This window comes from Streptomyces ardesiacus, from assembly GCF_003112575.1.
GTDB lineage: Bacteria > Actinomycetota > Actinomycetes > Streptomycetales > Streptomycetaceae > Streptomyces > Streptomyces ardesiacus.
Genome location: NZ_BEWC01000002.1, coordinates 1,289,297 through 1,304,108, shown reverse-complemented (window position 1 = coordinate 1,304,108; position 14,812 = coordinate 1,289,297). Strand labels below are relative to the sequence as shown.

The following is a 14,812-nucleotide window of genomic DNA, read 5'->3' as shown; positions in this document are numbered from 1 at the left end:
CTTTCCGATCCGATTTCCTCGGTGCTTTCCAGGTTCCCGCTTTCGCGTTTCCCTTTCCGGCGGTTCCGACTTTATCAGAGATTCTGAGTCGGTATTTCCACCCTCCGGGGCGGCTTCCGAACCACGAAGTGGTTGGGGTGCCCGTCCGAGCGGAGATGCAAACGTACTGGAGCGGGGCGCCCCGATGCAAATCGAGGCGCCCCGCTCCAGGTTGACGCTGCCGGGGGTCCGACGGTCCGTCAGACCTCCACGACCACAGGCAGGATCATCGGCCGGCGCCGGTACGTGTCCGAGACCCACTTGCCGAGGGTCCTGCGCACCAGCTGCTGGAGCTGGTGCGGCTCGACGACGCCGTCCTGGGCCGAGCGCTCCAGTACCTCGGTGATCTTGGGGAGCACCGCGGAGAAGGCCGAGTCGTCGATGCCCGAGCCGCGGGCCTGGACGTGGGGCCCACCGGTGATCTTGCCGGTGGAGGAGTCCATGACCACGAAGACCGAGATGATGCCCTCGTCGCCGAGGATCTTGCGGTCCTTCAGGGCCGGTTCGCCGACATCGCCGACCGAGAGGCCGTCGACGTAGACGTATCCCGCCTGGACCTTGCCGGTGATCTTCGCCTTGCCCTCGACGAGGTCGACGACCACGCCGTCCTCGGCGATGACGATGCGGTCGTGCGGGACGCCGGTGAGGGCGCCCAGTTCGGCGTTGGCTCGCAGGTGACGCCATTCGCCGTGGACCGGCATCAGGTTCTTCGGGCGGCAGATGTTGTAGAAGTACAGCAGTTCGCCGGCCGAGGCGTGACCCGAGACGTGGACCTTGGCGTTGCCCTTGTGGACGACGTTGGCGCCCCAGCGGGTCAGGCCGTTGATCACGCGGTACACCGCGTTCTCGTTGCCCGGGATGAGGGACGAGGCCAGGATCACCGTGTCGCCGTTGACGATGCGGATCTGGTGGTCGCGGTTGGCCATGCGGGACAGGGCGGCCATCGGTTCGCCCTGGGAACCCGTGCAGACCAGGACGACCTCGCTGTCGGGCAGGTCGTCGAGCGTCTTGACGTCGACCACCAGGCCCGGCGGGACCTTCAGGTAGCCGAGGTCTCGCGCGATGCCCATGTTGCGGACCATGGAGCGGCCGACGAAGGCGACCCGGCGGCCGTACTCGTGGGCGGCGTCCAGGATCTGCTGGATGCGGTGGACGTGGCTGGCGAAGCTCGCCACGATGATCCGCTTGCGGGCTCCGGCGAAGACCTGCCGCAGGACGTTCGAGATGTCCCGCTCGGGCGGGACGAAGCCCGGCACCTCGGCGTTGGTCGAGTCGGCGAGGAGCAGGTCGATGCCCTCCTCGCTGAGCCGCGCGAAGGCGTGCAGGTCGGTGAGGCGGCCGTCCAGCGGAAGCTGGTCCATCTTGAAGTCGCCGGTGTGGACGACCATGCCCGCCGGGGTGCGGATGGCTACGGCCAGCGCGTCCGGGATGGAGTGGTTGACCGCGACGAACTCGCAGTCGAAGGGACCGACGCGCTCGCGGTGGCCCTCCGCCACCTCGAGGGTGTACGGGCGGATGCGGTGCTCCTGGAGCTTGGCCTCGATGAGGGCGAGGGTCAGCTTGGAGCCGATCAGCGGGATGTCCGGCTTCTCGCGCAGGAGGAAGGGGACGCCGCCGATGTGGTCCTCGTGGCCGTGGGTCAGGACGATGCCCTCGATGTCGTCGAGGCGGTCCCGGATGGACGAGAAGTCCGGCAGGATCAGGTCGATGCCGGGCTGCTCCTCCTCGGGGAAGAGCACGCCGCAGTCGACGATCAGCAGACGGCCGCCGTACTCGAAGACCGTCATGTTGCGGCCGATTTCGCCGAGGCCTCCCAGGGGCGTGACCCGCAGGCCGCCCTTGGGAAGCGCCGGGGGCCGGCCCAGTTCAGGATGCGGATGACTCAAAAGACTCTCCTCACCACGCGCGCCACGTACCGGTGGCACGTGGCGCGCGTGACGTTCGTGCAGAAGCAGTTGTCGTTGTGGGGTGCGGGCACCGGTGGCCCGCGTATTCAGTTGTGAAGTCCGTCCGGTCGTGCGGTGGTGCGAAGTCTGATGTCAGAGCTGTACCCCGCCGGCGGCAAGATCGATCTTGAGCTGTTCGGTTTCCTCGGCCGTGAGCGCCACCATCGGGGCGCGCAGCGGTCCGGCGGGCAGTCCCTGGAGGGCGAGCGCGGCCTTGGTGGTCATGACGCCCTGGGTGCGGAACATGCCGGTGAAGACCGGGAGCAGCTTCTGGTGGATCTCCAGCGCCTTCTGCACGTCGCCCGCGACGAACGCGTCCACCATGGCGCGCAGCTCGGGGGTGACGACGTGGCCGACGACGGAGACGAAGCCGACCGCGCCGACCGAGAGGAGCGGGAGGTTCAGCATGTCGTCGCCCGAGTACCAGGCGAGGCCGGAGCGCGCGATGGCCCAGCTGGCCCGGCCGAGGTCGCCCTTGGCGTCCTTGTTGGCGACGATCCGCGGGTGCTCCGCGAGGCGGACCAGGGTCTCGGTGTTGATCGGGACGCCGCTGCGGCCGGGGATGTCGTAGAGCATGACCGGGAGCCGGCCGGCGTCGGCGATGGCCGTGAAGTGCTGGTACAGGCCCTCCTGCGGGGGCTTGTTGTAGTACGGCGTGACGAGCAGCAGGCCGTGGGCGCCGACGCGCTCGGCGGCGCGGGCCAGCTCGATGCTGTGCTGGGTGTTGTTCGTGCCGACTCCGGCGACGACGTGGGCACGGTCTCCGACGGCCTCCACTACGGCCCGTACGAGGTCCGCTTTCTCCGCGTCGCTGGTGGTGGGGGACTCGCCGGTGGTGCCGTTGATGATCAGGCCGTCGTTGCCTGCGTCCACCAGGTGGGCGGCGAGCCGCTGGGCGCCGTCGAGGTCGAGTGCGCCGTCCGCCGTGAAGGGCGTGACCATGGCGGTGAGGACCCGCCCGAAGGGGGTCTGCGGAGTGGAGGTCGGAGCCATGGGTTACACGCTACTCGTTGCTCAGGGCCAGGTCTGCCCTCGGGGGAGGCGGCAGGTCGGAACGGAAGTGGAGCCCGGCACTGCCTGCTCGGGGGTTCAAGCAGTGCCGGGTCCCTTTGATCAGGCTAGATGAACTTCTCCAAACGCCGCAATCCGGACACTTCAGATGGTTGATGCGTACATCTGTGCCCGGCCGGGACGGCGCGGGGACGGGCCCTTACGGCGCCACGCGGCCGTTGGCGTTGAAGGCGGCGTGGGTGAGCGGCATGAGGCGGGCCCACTCGGCCTCCATCCTCTCGCCGACCATCTCGATCTCCCGCTGCGGGAAGGAGGGCACCTTCGCCAGCTCGTGCTGGGTGCGCAGGCCCAGGAAGTGCATCAGCGAGCGGGCGTTGCAGGTGGCGTACATCGACGAGTACAGGCCGACGGGGAGCACCGCGCGGGCCACCTCGCGGGCGACGCCGGCGGCGAGCATCTTCTGGTACGTGGCGTAGGCCTGGCGGTAGGAGTCCTCCATGGCGCCGCCGACCAGTTCGTGCTGCTCCGGGGTGCCCTCGACGAAGACGTACTTGCCGGGGCGGCCCTGCTGCACCAGCTTGCGGTCGGTGTCCGGCACGTAGAAGACCGGCTGGAGCTCGCGGTAGCGGCCCGACTCCTCGTTGTAGGACCAGCCGACGCGGTGCCGCATGAACTCGCGGAAGACGAAGATCGGGGCGCTGACGAAGAAGGTCATCGAGTTGTGCTCGAACGGGCTGCCGTGCCGGTCCCGCATCAGGTAGTTGATCAGGCCCTTGGAGCGCTCCGGGTCCTTCTTCAGCTCGTCCAGGGACTGCTCCCCGGCGGTCGAGACACGGGCGGCGAACAGCACGTCGGCGTCGGTCGCGGCGCTCTTGACCAGCTCGACGGTGATGTCGCTGCGGAGGTCGATCTTGAAATCGTCGGCGGGGGTGTCGGTCACGGTGTGGAGGGCCTTCCCATCTCGTCGCCTGGCGCCCGTCTCGTCGCCTGGCGGGGCGGAGCCACTCTACGGCGGCCGGGTCGCGGCCCGCCGAATCGGGCGATCGGTGCCGTGCCGCAATGAAGTCGGCGAAACAGGGCACCTTGAGGGGCGTTCGATCGTCTGTATGAGTAACAGCACTTCATTCCAGTCCCTGAAGGGAGACGCAGCCCCTATGATCCGCCGGCGTGAACCCGTGCCGTTCGCCTTCGTCGCCGAGGCCGACAGGTTCCGCAGCAATGTCACACCGCCGCCGCGCGAGCGGGCGTCCTTCGGGCAGCTGGCCGGACGCTGGCTCCTCGGAGTCACCGTCGTCGCCGGGCTCGTGGGTTCCCTGGTGCTCGGGATGCCCGCTCTCTCGGCCGACCAGCCGTCCTCGCACAAGCAGCCGTCACAGGCGTCCGAGGGGCGCTGAGCTGCGGGCGACGCGGCGACCCGGCCTCCGTACGGACCCCCGAAGGTGGTGACGGGAGACACAGGTCGGTAGCCTCACCGGGCACAACACTTGCCATGGAACGAGTGAGGACCAGCCGTGCCCCTGCCCTTCCTGACGGCCGACCGCGCCTTTGACACGGCCGACGACGTCGCGCTGCCTTACGACGACCGCGACCTCTGGCGCCGGCCCTACCGGCCGGGGCCGTGGCGCGTGGGGACGGCGGCGCTGATGCTGCTGCTGGCGTCGTTCGTCCTGTTCGCGGCGGTCATCATCGCGGCGACCGGCGGGCCGTCCTCCGCCGCGGTGGTCTTCGGCATCGCGGTCGTCGTGATCGTCTGTGCCCTGCGGATGCTGCGCATGGGCGCGTGGGTGAGCGCCCACGGGGTGCGTCACGTGGCCTTCTTCACCACGCGCACGGTGGCCTGGCAGCAGGTCGCCAGCGTGCGTACGGTGCAGCAGCCGGTGCGCTGGCTCGGGCTGCCGCGCACGGTGCAGGGACAGGCGCTGTTGCTCGTCCGCAAGGGGCGCTCCGCGGAGCCCATGGCCCCGCTGCTGACCACGCACAACGCCGACTTCCTCGCGCGCGACGGTGCCTTCAACCGGGCGGCCGACGCGGTGGAGGCGTGGGCCGACGAGTACCGGCGGGACTGAGCGCCCGAGGGAGGCCGAAGGGCCGGGGACCGGACCGCGCGCTGCGGTCCGGTCCCCGGCCCTTCGGCCTCCGCCTGCTCAGGCGGTCTCGATCTGCTTGCCGTCGTGGAGGGCGATCGCCCGTTGCATCGCCTTGCGGGCGCGCGGGGTGTCGCGGGCGTCGTGGTAGGCGACGGCGAGACGGAACCAGGTGCGCCAGTCGCCGGGACGGTCCTCCGTCTCGGCCTTGCGCACGGCGAAGACCTCGTCGGCGGACTCCCGGTCGACCCGGCCGCTGGGGGTGCGCTTCAGCTCGTCCACGGGCAGCCCGCCCTCGGCGTGGAGCTCGGCGGCGAGCTGGTTGGCCCTGCGGACGAACTGGGTGTTCTTCCACAGGAACCACAGGCCGATCACCGGCAGGATCAGCACCGCGACGCCGAAGGTGACGGTGAGCAGGGTGCCGGTCTTGATGAGCAGCACGCCGCGGCTGCCGACCAGGACGAAGTAGAAGACCAGGACGGCGGCCGTGACGAGGTACGTGATCTTGGCGCGCATGGTGTCAGTTCAGATCCAGGAAGTGTTCCAGGCCGAAGGTGAGGCCCGGGGTGCTCACCACCCGGCGGGCGCCCAGCAGGATGCCCGGCATGAAACTGCTGTGGTGCAGGGAGTCGTGCCGGACGGTGAGGGTCTCGCCCTCGCCGCCGAGCAGCACCTCCTGGTGGGCCAGCAGGCCGCGCAGCCGGACCGCGTGCACCGGGACCCCGTCCACGTTCGCGCCGCGGGCGCCGTCCAGGGCGGTGGCAGTGGCGTCGGGCGCCGGTGCGGAGCCTGCCTTCTGCCGGGCCCGGGCGATGAGCTGGGCGGTGCGGGTGGCGGTGCCGCTGGGGGCGTCCACCTTGTTCGGGTGGTGCAGCTCGACGACTTCGACGGACTCGAAGTACGGGGCGGCGAGCTGCGCGAACTTCATGGTCAGGACGGCGCCGATGGAGAAGTTCGGCGCGATGAGCACGCCGGTCTCCGGGGAGGCGTCGAGCCACGCGGTGAGCCGGGCGAGGCGCTCGTCGGTCCAGCCGGTGGTGCCGACGACGGCGTGGATGCCGTGGCGTACGCAGTACTCGAGGTTGTCCATCACCGAGGCCGGGGTGGTCAGCTCGACCGCGACCTGGGCGCCGGACCCGGCCAGCGTCTCCAGGCTGTCGCCCCGGCCGAGGGCGGCGACCAGCTCCATGTCCTCGGCGGCCTCGACCGCCCGTACCGCCTCGGAGCCGATGCGGCCCTTGGCACCGAGGACGGCCACGCGCAGCTTGCTCATCTTGTGTTCGCTTTCCTTACGGGAGGTCGGGCCGGAGGGGTCAGGCGACGGCGTCGTGCAGCCGGGACGCCTGCTTGTCCTTGAGCGGGCCGATGACCGACAGGGACGGTCGGCGGCCCAGGACGTCGCGGGCGACGGCGCGGACGTCGTCCGGCGTGACCGAGGCTATCCGGGCCAGCATGTCGTCGACCGACATCTGCTCGCCCCAGCACAGCTCGCTCTTGCCGATGCGGTTCATCAGCGCGCCCGTGTCCTCCAGGCCGAGGACCGTGGAGCCCTGGAGCTGGCCGATCGCGCGGCCGATCTCGTCGTCCGTGAGGCCGTGCTCGGCGACGTGGTCCAGTTCGTCGCGGCAGATCCGGAGCACGTCGTGCACCTGCGAGGGCCGGCAGCCCGCGTACACGCCGAAGAGGCCGCAGTCGGCGAAGCCGGAGGTGTACGAGTACACGCTGTAGGCCAGCCCGCGCTTCTCCCGGACCTCCTGGAACAGCCGCGAGGACATGCCGCCGCCGAGGGCGGTGTTGAGCACGCCCATCGCCCAGCGGCGCTCGTCGGTGCGGGCCAGGCCCGGCATGCCGAGGATGACGTGGGCCTGCTCGGTCTTGCGGCCGATCAGCTCGACGCGGCCCGCGGCGCGGACGGTGCGCCGTCCGTCGCGCGGGGCGAGCGGCTGGGCGCCCGGGTCCTTCAGGGCACCGGCCTTCTCGAAGGCGGCGCGGACCTGGCGGACGACCTTGGCGTGGTCGACGTTCCCGGCCGCGGCGACCACCAGGTGGGTCGGGTCGTAGTGCTTCTTGTAGAAGCGGCGGATGCGGTCGGCGGTGAGGGCGTTGACCGTGTCGACGGTGCCGAGGACGGGACGGCCCAGCGCGTTGTCGCCGAACATGGTGTGCGCGAACAGGTCGTGCACGCAGTCGCCGGGGTCGTCCTCGGTCATCGCGATCTCCTCGAGGATCGCGCCGCGCTCGACGTCGACGTCCTCCTCCTGGATCAGCGAGCCGGTCAGCATGTCGCAGACGACGTCGATGGCGAGCGGCAGGTCGGTGTCGAGGACGCGTGCGTAGTAGCACGTGTACTCCTTCGCCGTGAACGCGTTCATCTCGCCGCCGACCGCGTCGACGGCGGAGGAGATGTCCAGGGCGCTGCGCCTGCGGGTGCCCTTGAAGAGCAGGTGCTCCAGGTAGTGGGTGGCGCCGTTCAGCGCGGGGGTCTCGTCGCGGGAGCCGACGTGGGCCCAGATGCCGAAGGTCGCCGAGCGGACCGAGGGGAGCGTCTCGGTGACGATGCGCAGACCGCCGGGGAGGGTCGTCCTGCGGACCGTGCCGATGCCGTGCTCGCCCTTGATCAGGGTTTGGGTACGGGCGACGGCCCGCGCCTCCGAGGAGGTGCGGGCCGTCGCCCTGGCGTTACGGGACGTCACTTGTCGGCGTCGTCCTTCTTCTCGTCGCCTTCTTCGCCCTCGACGACCGGGATCAGGGAGAGCTTGCCGCGGGAGTCGATCTCGGCGATCTCGACCTGGACCTTCTGGCCCACGCCGAGGACGTCCTCGACGTTCTCCACGCGCTTGCCGCCGGCGAGCTTGCGGATCTGCGAGATGTGCAGCAGACCGTCCTTGCCGGGCAGCAGCGAGACGAACGCGCCGAAGGTGGTCGTCTTGACGACCGTGCCCAGGTAGCGCTCGCCGACCTCGGGCATGGTCGGGTTGGCGATGCCGTTGATCGTGGCGCGGGCGGCCTCGGCGGCCGGACCGTCGGCGGCACCGATGTAGATGGTGCCGTCGTCCTCGATCGTGATGTCGGCGCCCGTGTCCTCCTGGATCTGGTTGATCATCTTGCCCTTGGGGCCGATGACCTCACCGATCTTGTCGACGGGGATCTTCACGGTGATGATCCGCGGCGCGTTCGGGGACATCTCGTCCGGCGTGTCGATCGCTTCCATCATCACGTCGAGGATGTGGAGGCGGGCGTCACGGGCCTGCTTGAGGGCGGCGGCCAGGACGGAGGCGGGGATGCCGTCCAGCTTGGTGTCGAGCTGGAGGGCGGTCACGAACTCCTTGGTGCCGGCGACCTTGAAGTCCATGTCGCCGAAGGCGTCCTCCGCACCGAGGATGTCGGTGAGGGCGACGTAGTGCGTCTCGCCGTTGATCTCCTGGGAGATCAGGCCCATGGCGATACCGGCGACGGGGGCCTTGAGCGGCACACCGGCGTTCAGCAGCGACATGGTGGAGGCGCAGACCGAGCCCATGGACGTCGAGCCGTTGGAGCCGAGGGCCTCGGACACCTGGCGGATCGCGTAGGGGAACTCCTCGCGCGTCGGCAGCACCGGCACGATGGCGCGCTCGGCGAGGGCGCCGTGGCCGATCTCGCGGCGCTTCGGGGAGCCGACGCGGCCGGTCTCGCCGACGGAGTACGGCGGGAAGTTGTAGTTGTGCATGTAGCGCTTGCGCGTCACCGGGGAGAGGGTGTCGAGCTGCTGCTCCATGCGGAGCATGTTCAGCGTGGTGACGCCCAGGATCTGGGTCTCGCCGCGCTCGAACAGGGCGGAGCCGTGCACGCGCGGGATGGCCTCGACCTCGGCGGCCAGGGTGCGGATGTCGGTGACACCGCGGCCGTCGATGCGCTTCTTCTCCTTGATGACGCGCTCGCGGACCAGGGACTTGGTCAGCGCGCGGTACGCGGCGGAGATCTCCTTCTCGCGGCCCTCGAACTCCGGCAGGAGCTTCTCGGCGGCGATGCCCTTGACGCGGTCCAGCTCGGCCTCGCGCTCCTGCTTGCCGGCGATGGTGAGCGCCTGGGCCAGCTCGGGCTTGACGGCGCCGGTCAGCGCCTCCAGGACGTCGTCCTGGTAGTCGAGGAAGATCGGGAACTCGCCGGTCGGCTTCGCGGCCTTGGCGGCGAGGTCGGCCTGGGCGCGGCAGAGCACCTTGATGAAGGGCTTCGCGGCCTCGAGACCGGCGGCGACGACCTCCTCGGTGGGGGCCTCGGCGCCGCCCTCGACCAGCTTGACGGTCTTCTCGGTGGCCTCGGCCTCGACCATCATGATCGCGACGTCGCCGTCCTCCAGGACGCGGCCCGCGACGACCATGTCGAAGACGGCGTCCTCGAGCTCGGTGTGCGTCGGGAAGGCCACCCACTGGCCGCGGATCAGCGCGACGCGGACGCCGCCGATCGGGCCGGAGAAGGGCAGGCCGGCCAGCTGGGTCGACGCGGAGGCGGCGTTGATCGCCACGACGTCGTACAGGTGGTCGGGGTTGAGGGCCATGACCGTGGCGACGACCTGGATCTCGTTGCGCAGGCCCTTCTTGAAGGACGGGCGCAGCGGGCGGTCGATCAGGCGGCAGGTGAGGATCGCGTCCTCGGAGGGCCGGCCCTCGCGACGGAAGAAGCTGCCGGGGATCTTGCCGGCGGCGTACATCCGCTCCTCGACGTCCACCGTGAGGGGGAAGAAGTCGAGCTGGTCCTTCGGGTTCTTGGAGGCGCTGGTGGCCGACAGCACCATGGTGTCGTCGTCCAGGTACGCCACGGCGGAACCGGCGGCCTGACGGGCCAGGCGGCCCGTCTCGAAGCGGATGGTGCGGGTGCCGAAGGCGCCGTTGTCGATCACGGCTTCGGCGTAGTGGGTCTCGTTCTCCACTAGTGATTTCTCCGATGCTTGTCGTCTTTTGTCCCGCGCCGCCCGTGTGGCGGCGGGGACGGTGCCGGAGAAGCGTTCCGTGCAATGCGGGCCGGTCTTCGATCGAAGCACCCGGGGATCTGCCCCCGGGGGCCACTACCGAGGACCGGCGGCGGCGTGAGGTCCGCTCCTCCTCGTTCGTACGTCGTGCGTCTTGTCTGTTACCACACTACAAAGGGGCGGCGACAGCGCGCACGTACAGCAAAGGGAGCGGCCCCCTTGCGTTGGGAACCGCTCCCTTCACGGCGTGCTATCGGGCGCCCGCCGCACCGCGGCGGATGCCGAGGCGCTCGACCAGCGCACGGAAGCGCTGGATGTCCTTCTTGGCGAGGTACTGCAGCAGCCGGCGGCGCTGGCCGACCAGGATGAGCAGACCACGGCGGGAGTGGTGGTCGTGCTTGTGGGTCTTGAGGTGCTCGGTCAGGTCGGAGATCCGACGGGACAGCAGAGCGACCTGGACCTCGGGGGAGCCGGTGTCGCCCTCCTTGGTACCGAACTCGGTGATGATCTGCTTCTTCACTGCGGCGTCGAGCGACACGCGTACTCCTCTTGGTCTGTGACTGGCCACCGAGTGCCCCCGGTCTACGTCTCGGGGGATCTTCCACGACTCGGAAGGCGGGGATCCGCTGGGCGCGACCTCCAGGGCTCACCGCTCCGGGGGCGCGTACACAAACGGCCGTCACACAGCCTACCAGCCCGTAGGGACGCCTCGGCCCGTCCCCCGTACCGGTGCCTCCCTGAGTGAACCGCTGAGCTGGAAGAACGAGGACAAGTATGGTGACCGCACAGTTCGTTGGCACAGCAGGAAGGACCCATGCCGCGATGGCCGATGCCGAGGACAAGGAACTCCGCGCACGCAAGGACCGGGAGCGGGACGAGCTCTACGCCCTCGACATCTCCGGCGTCGAGTGGCACAGCGCGCCCGGCACCGAGGCCCATGAGGAACGGGTCGAGATCGCCTACCTCCCGGAGGGCGCCGTCGCCATGCGGTCCTCCCTCGACCCGGACACCGTGCTGCGGTACACGGAGGCGGAGTGGCGGGCGTTCGTCCTGGGCGCGCGCGACGGGGAGTTCGACCTGGAGCCGGCGCCGCGGGAAGGCGGGAACGGAGCCGGGTAGGTCGTCCGGGTGCCGGCGGGACCGTCCGCGGCCTCGACGCCGAGGAGGAGGTGTCCCCCGGGCCCGTCGCTGTCACGGCTCCGCACCCGCCCGCCCGTGTCGCACGGGCGGGTCTCCGGGGGAGGGCGGGGGCTGCCGGGGCGCGGGGCGTGGTGATTAGGCTGGTGTCGGGCGCGACGCCCGGAACCCGTGAGCGGGCGTCGGCGTCACAGGGGGAGAACCGGTGGATCGGACGACCTCGGACAACTTCGGACGACGAGCAAGGGTCGCCCCAGCACGGCTTGAGGGTGCTCGACCACACCAGGAGGAACTGTGAGCAGCGATCGGGACGGGATCCGCGGGGGCTGGGCTTCACCCGGCGATGACCAGCCCGACGCGGAGTCCTCCGTCGAGACGACCGGCGAGTTCACCATCGACTACGCGCCGCCCGCCTGGTACACGCAGAACGCGTCCGGGGGCGGTGCGCAGGACCAGGAAGAGGGGGAGGACGAAGAGGGAGCCGGGTCGTCTTCCGGTTCGCCCGCCGATTCCTCCCCTTCCGGGCCGGCTGCTGCGACTGGTCCGGCTGGTCCGGCTGGTCCGGCTGCACCTCGTGGGCCCGTTCCGCCGCTGCCCGGCCTGACTCCGCCGCCGCACGCGACGCCCCACGGGGCTTCCTCCGCTCTGGCTCCCGCTCCGGGGGCACCGTTCACGCCGCCGCCACCGGCTCCCGCTCCGGGCGCCGCCTTCACGCCGCCTCCGCCGCCGGGGCCGGGTGCGCCGTTCACGCCGCCCGCGCCGCCGAGCGCGGGTCCGGTCGGGGTGCCCCGGCTGCCGGTGGGCAGCGGGTTCGAGCCGCAGCCTCAGCCGCCCGCGCCGCAGCCGTCGGCGCCGCCCGCGTCCGAAGCCGAGCCGGAGGACCGGACGCCGGAGCCCGAGCCGGAGACCGACCCGGCGCCTGCCGCGGATCTCGCGTCCCCCACGGCCCTGCCTTCGTTTCCGGCCGGTGGGTTCCAGCTCCAGGCTCCCGCTCCGCCGCCGCCGGCCGAGGAGCCCGAGGCGGTCGCCGAGCCCGGGGCCGGCTCGGGGGGTTCGGAGGACTTCGGCAACGGCGACCTCGAAAGCGGCGCCACCATGCGCTTCTCCGCGCTCGCTCTCAAGCGTCAGATCGCCGAACGGGCTGCCGCGGAGGACACCGCCGAGGAGGAGCCGGCCACCGGTTCCGGCGCAGCCGAGAAGGCTCCGGACGAGGTGTCCGGGCCGGCCGACGACGCCCCCGGGGCCGAGAGCACCGACGGTCCGGTGTCCACCGGGGCGGACGACGACGACACCGAGGCCGTTTCCGAGAAGGTCTCCGACTCCGACGACGCTGCCGACGAGGTTCCCGGTGCCGGGGACGGCGACGTGGACGGCCTCCGTCCCGACGGGCCGGTCCGGGACGCCGAGCCGGAACCAGAACCGGAGCCGGAGCCGGTCGCGCTGACCGTCGTACGCGACCCCGACCCCGATCCCGAGCCCGAATCGGCCCCCGAGCCCGCGGACAGCCTTCCGGCGAAGGACGAGCCCGAGGACGCGGTGCCCTCCGGCGCCGTGCCGCCGGCCGACAGCGCGCCTCAGGACGCCGTTCCGCAGGACGCACCGCCCCCGGCGCCGACGCCGGGCGGGATGCCGCCGCTGCCCCCGTCCTACCCGCCGGTCGCGCCCGCGCCGGCCCAGCAGTGGCCCGCGCAGCCGCAGCCCGCCCCCGCCGCTCCCGAGCAGCCGGCGGTCCCGGCCCCGCAGCCTCCCTTCCAGCCGCAGGCCCCGCAGCCGGCGCCCGCCGCGTGGAACCAGCCCGCAGCGGCGTCCGCTCCGCCGGCCCCGGGAACCGGTTACGGCTTCCCCCAGTCCGGTGCCCAGCCCCAGCCGCAGCCCCCGGCCCAGCCGCACTCCCCCGCCCAGCCCGGCGGGTACGGCTTCCCCCAGGCACCGCACGGACCGGCACCGCAGCAGCCGTACCCGGGCGTGCCGCAGCAGGCCCAGCCGGCACCGCAGCAGCCGCAGCAGGCTCCTCCGGCCCAGCCCGGACATCCCGGCCAGCCCGGCCAGGCACCCGGCTCGCCCCAGGCGGCCCCCCAAGCACCCCCGGCCCACCAGCCGATACAGCAGCCCGGGCAGCAGCAGCCCGAGTACCCGCCCCAGCCCCACCAGCCGCAGCAGCCCCACCCGCCGCAGGCGCCGCAGCCCGCCGATCCCCGGGTCGGGGCCGCCTGGCCGCAGCCCATGCAGCACGACCAGCGGCAGCCCACCAACCCGGGGGCCGCGCCGCTCGGTTACACGGCGGCCGTGGAGCTGTCCTCGGACCGGCTGCTCAACAACAAGCGGCAGAAGGCGAAGAGCAGCCGTCCGGCGGCCGGCGGTTCGCGCTTCAAGCTGGGCGGGAAGAAGGAGGAGGCCGAGCGGCAGCGGAAGCTGGACCTGATCCGCACCCCGGTGTTGTCCTGCTACCGCATCGCCGTGATCAGCCTCAAGGGCGGCGTCGGCAAGACGACCACGACCACCGCGCTCGGTTCCACGCTCGCCACCGAGCGGCAGGACAAGATCCTCGCGATCGACGCCAACCCGGACGCCGGGACGCTCGGCCGCCGGGTGCGACGGGAGACCGGGGCCACCATCCGTGACCTCGTCCAGGCGATCCCGTACCTCAACTCGTACATGGACATCCGGCGGTTCACCTCGCAGGCCTCTTCCGGTCTGGAGATCATCGCCAACGACGTCGACCCGGCCGTGTCGACGACCTTCAACGACGAGGACTACCGGCGCGCGATCGACGTGCTGGGGCAGCAGTACCCGATCATCCTCACCGACTCGGGCACCGGTCTCCTCTACAGCGCCATGCGCGGTGTGCTCGACCTCGCCGACCAGCTCATCATCATCTCCACCCCGTCCGTCGACGGTGCCAGCAGCGCCAGTACGACGCTGGACTGGCTGTCGGCGCACGGGTACGCCGACCTCGTCTCCCGGTCTCTCACCGTCATCTCGGGGGTCCGCGAGACAGGCAAGATGATCAAGGTGGAGGACATCGTCGGGCACTTCCAGACCCGGTGCCGTGGCGTGGTCGTGGTGCCGTTCGACGAGCACCTGGCGGCCGGTGCCGAGGTCGACCTCGACATGATGCGGCCGAAGGTGCGGGAGGCGTACTTCAACCTCGCGGCGATGGTCGCCGAGGACTTCGTCCGCCACCAGCAGTCGCACGGTCTGTGGACGTCCGACGGCAACCCGCCGCCGGTCGCCGCCCCGCCCATGCCCGGCCAGCAGATGCCGGGCCAGCCGGTGCCCGGCCAACCAGTGCCGGGACAGCCGTACCCGCAGCAGCCGCAACCGCAGCCGGGGCAGCCTGCGCCGGGGCAGCCGTACCCGCCGCAGCCGGGGTACGGTCAGCAGCCCTACCCCCAGCCGGGTTACGGATACCCGCAGGGACAGCCGGGGCAACCCGGGCAGACGCCCCCTCCCCCGCCGCAGCAGTAGCTCCGTCCACCCTTGAAGGCCCGCACCGTCCTCGACGGTGCGGGCCTTCAAGCATGTTCGAGCCTGGGCGAACGACAACGTCCGTCCCTGCCGTCACTCTCTCACCAGGAAGGCACCAGTGGTCTGTGCCAATGAGGGTCACACCTTGGCCAACTGGGCGTTCCCGCAGGCCACATGGGGTT

The 14,812-nt window shown here is 71.2% G+C and carries 12 protein-coding genes; 4 read left to right on the top strand and 8 right to left on the bottom strand.

Translation table 11 applies throughout. From position 1 onward, the window contains the following. Positions 1-239: 239 nt before the first annotated feature. The 3 genes from Sdi02f_RS12925 to thyX form a co-directional block, all read right to left on the bottom strand. Positions 240-1,925, bottom strand: coding sequence for a ribonuclease J (locus tag Sdi02f_RS12925; RefSeq protein ID WP_108933264.1), 1,686 nt, complete (start codon positions 1,923-1,925; stop codon positions 240-242). A 153-nt stretch (positions 1,926-2,078) separates the two neighbouring features. Next, positions 2,079-2,978, bottom strand: a complete 900-nt coding sequence (gene dapA, locus Sdi02f_RS12920; RefSeq protein WP_031087810.1) for a 4-hydroxy-tetrahydrodipicolinate synthase — start codon at positions 2,976-2,978, stop codon at positions 2,079-2,081. Positions 2,979-3,195: 217 nt separating this feature from the next. Continuing rightward, positions 3,196-3,936, bottom strand: a complete 741-nt coding sequence (thyX, locus tag Sdi02f_RS12915) for an FAD-dependent thymidylate synthase (RefSeq protein WP_030404948.1) — start codon at positions 3,934-3,936, stop codon at positions 3,196-3,198. Between the two features lie 214 nt (positions 3,937-4,150). Between thyX and Sdi02f_RS12910 the strand changes: the two genes are divergently transcribed. Continuing rightward, on the top strand, positions 4,151-4,390 hold the full coding sequence (locus Sdi02f_RS12910) for a hypothetical protein (protein WP_030404949.1): 240 nt from the start codon (positions 4,151-4,153) through the stop codon (positions 4,388-4,390). A gap of 117 nt (positions 4,391-4,507) precedes the next feature. Beyond that, positions 4,508-5,062, top strand: coding sequence for an SCO5741 family PH domain-containing membrane protein (locus Sdi02f_RS12905; protein ID WP_030404950.1), 555 nt, complete (start codon positions 4,508-4,510; stop codon positions 5,060-5,062). Positions 5,063-5,140: 78 nt separating this feature from the next. Here the strand turns inward: Sdi02f_RS12905 and Sdi02f_RS12900 are convergent, their stop codons facing one another. From Sdi02f_RS12900 to rpsO, 5 genes are all read right to left on the bottom strand, one after another. Beyond that, the gene (locus tag Sdi02f_RS12900) at positions 5,141-5,596 is read right to left on the bottom strand and encodes a tetratricopeptide repeat protein (RefSeq protein WP_030404951.1); all 456 of its coding nucleotides are present in this window, start codon (positions 5,594-5,596) and stop codon (positions 5,141-5,143) included. A 4-nt stretch (positions 5,597-5,600) separates the two neighbouring features. After that, positions 5,601-6,353, bottom strand: a complete 753-nt coding sequence (gene dapB / locus Sdi02f_RS12895; protein ID WP_108933263.1) for a 4-hydroxy-tetrahydrodipicolinate reductase — start codon at positions 6,351-6,353, stop codon at positions 5,601-5,603. Between the two features lie 40 nt (positions 6,354-6,393). Beyond that, positions 6,394-7,773 (bottom strand): M16 family metallopeptidase, encoded by a 1,380-nt coding sequence (locus Sdi02f_RS12890; protein WP_030404953.1) that lies wholly within the window; start codon positions 7,771-7,773, stop codon positions 6,394-6,396. Beyond that, positions 7,770-9,986 (bottom strand): polyribonucleotide nucleotidyltransferase, encoded by a 2,217-nt coding sequence (locus Sdi02f_RS12885; protein ID WP_030404954.1) that lies wholly within the window; start codon positions 9,984-9,986, stop codon positions 7,770-7,772. The genes Sdi02f_RS12890 and Sdi02f_RS12885 overlap by 4 nt, the downstream gene beginning before the upstream one ends. A gap of 289 nt (positions 9,987-10,275) precedes the next feature. Then, a complete protein-coding gene (gene rpsO / locus Sdi02f_RS12880; RefSeq protein ID WP_003973291.1) occupies positions 10,276-10,563 on the bottom strand; it encodes a 30S ribosomal protein S15 in 288 nt (95 codons plus the stop codon). 284 nt (positions 10,564-10,847) lie between these two features. Here rpsO and Sdi02f_RS12875 point away from each other — a divergent pair, with 284 nt between their 5' ends. Together Sdi02f_RS12875 and Sdi02f_RS12870 are read left to right on the top strand one after the other, a co-directional pair. Further along, positions 10,848-11,144 carry a DUF397 domain-containing protein gene (locus tag Sdi02f_RS12875; protein ID WP_030404955.1) on the top strand — a complete coding sequence of 99 codons (297 nt, stop codon included), beginning with the start codon at positions 10,848-10,850 and terminating at the stop codon, positions 11,142-11,144. Positions 11,145-11,456: 312 nt separating this feature from the next. Further along, positions 11,457-14,630, top strand: coding sequence for an SCO5717 family growth-regulating ATPase (locus Sdi02f_RS12870; protein WP_108933262.1), 3,174 nt, complete (start codon positions 11,457-11,459; stop codon positions 14,628-14,630). The last annotated feature ends 182 nt before the right edge of the window (positions 14,631-14,812 follow it).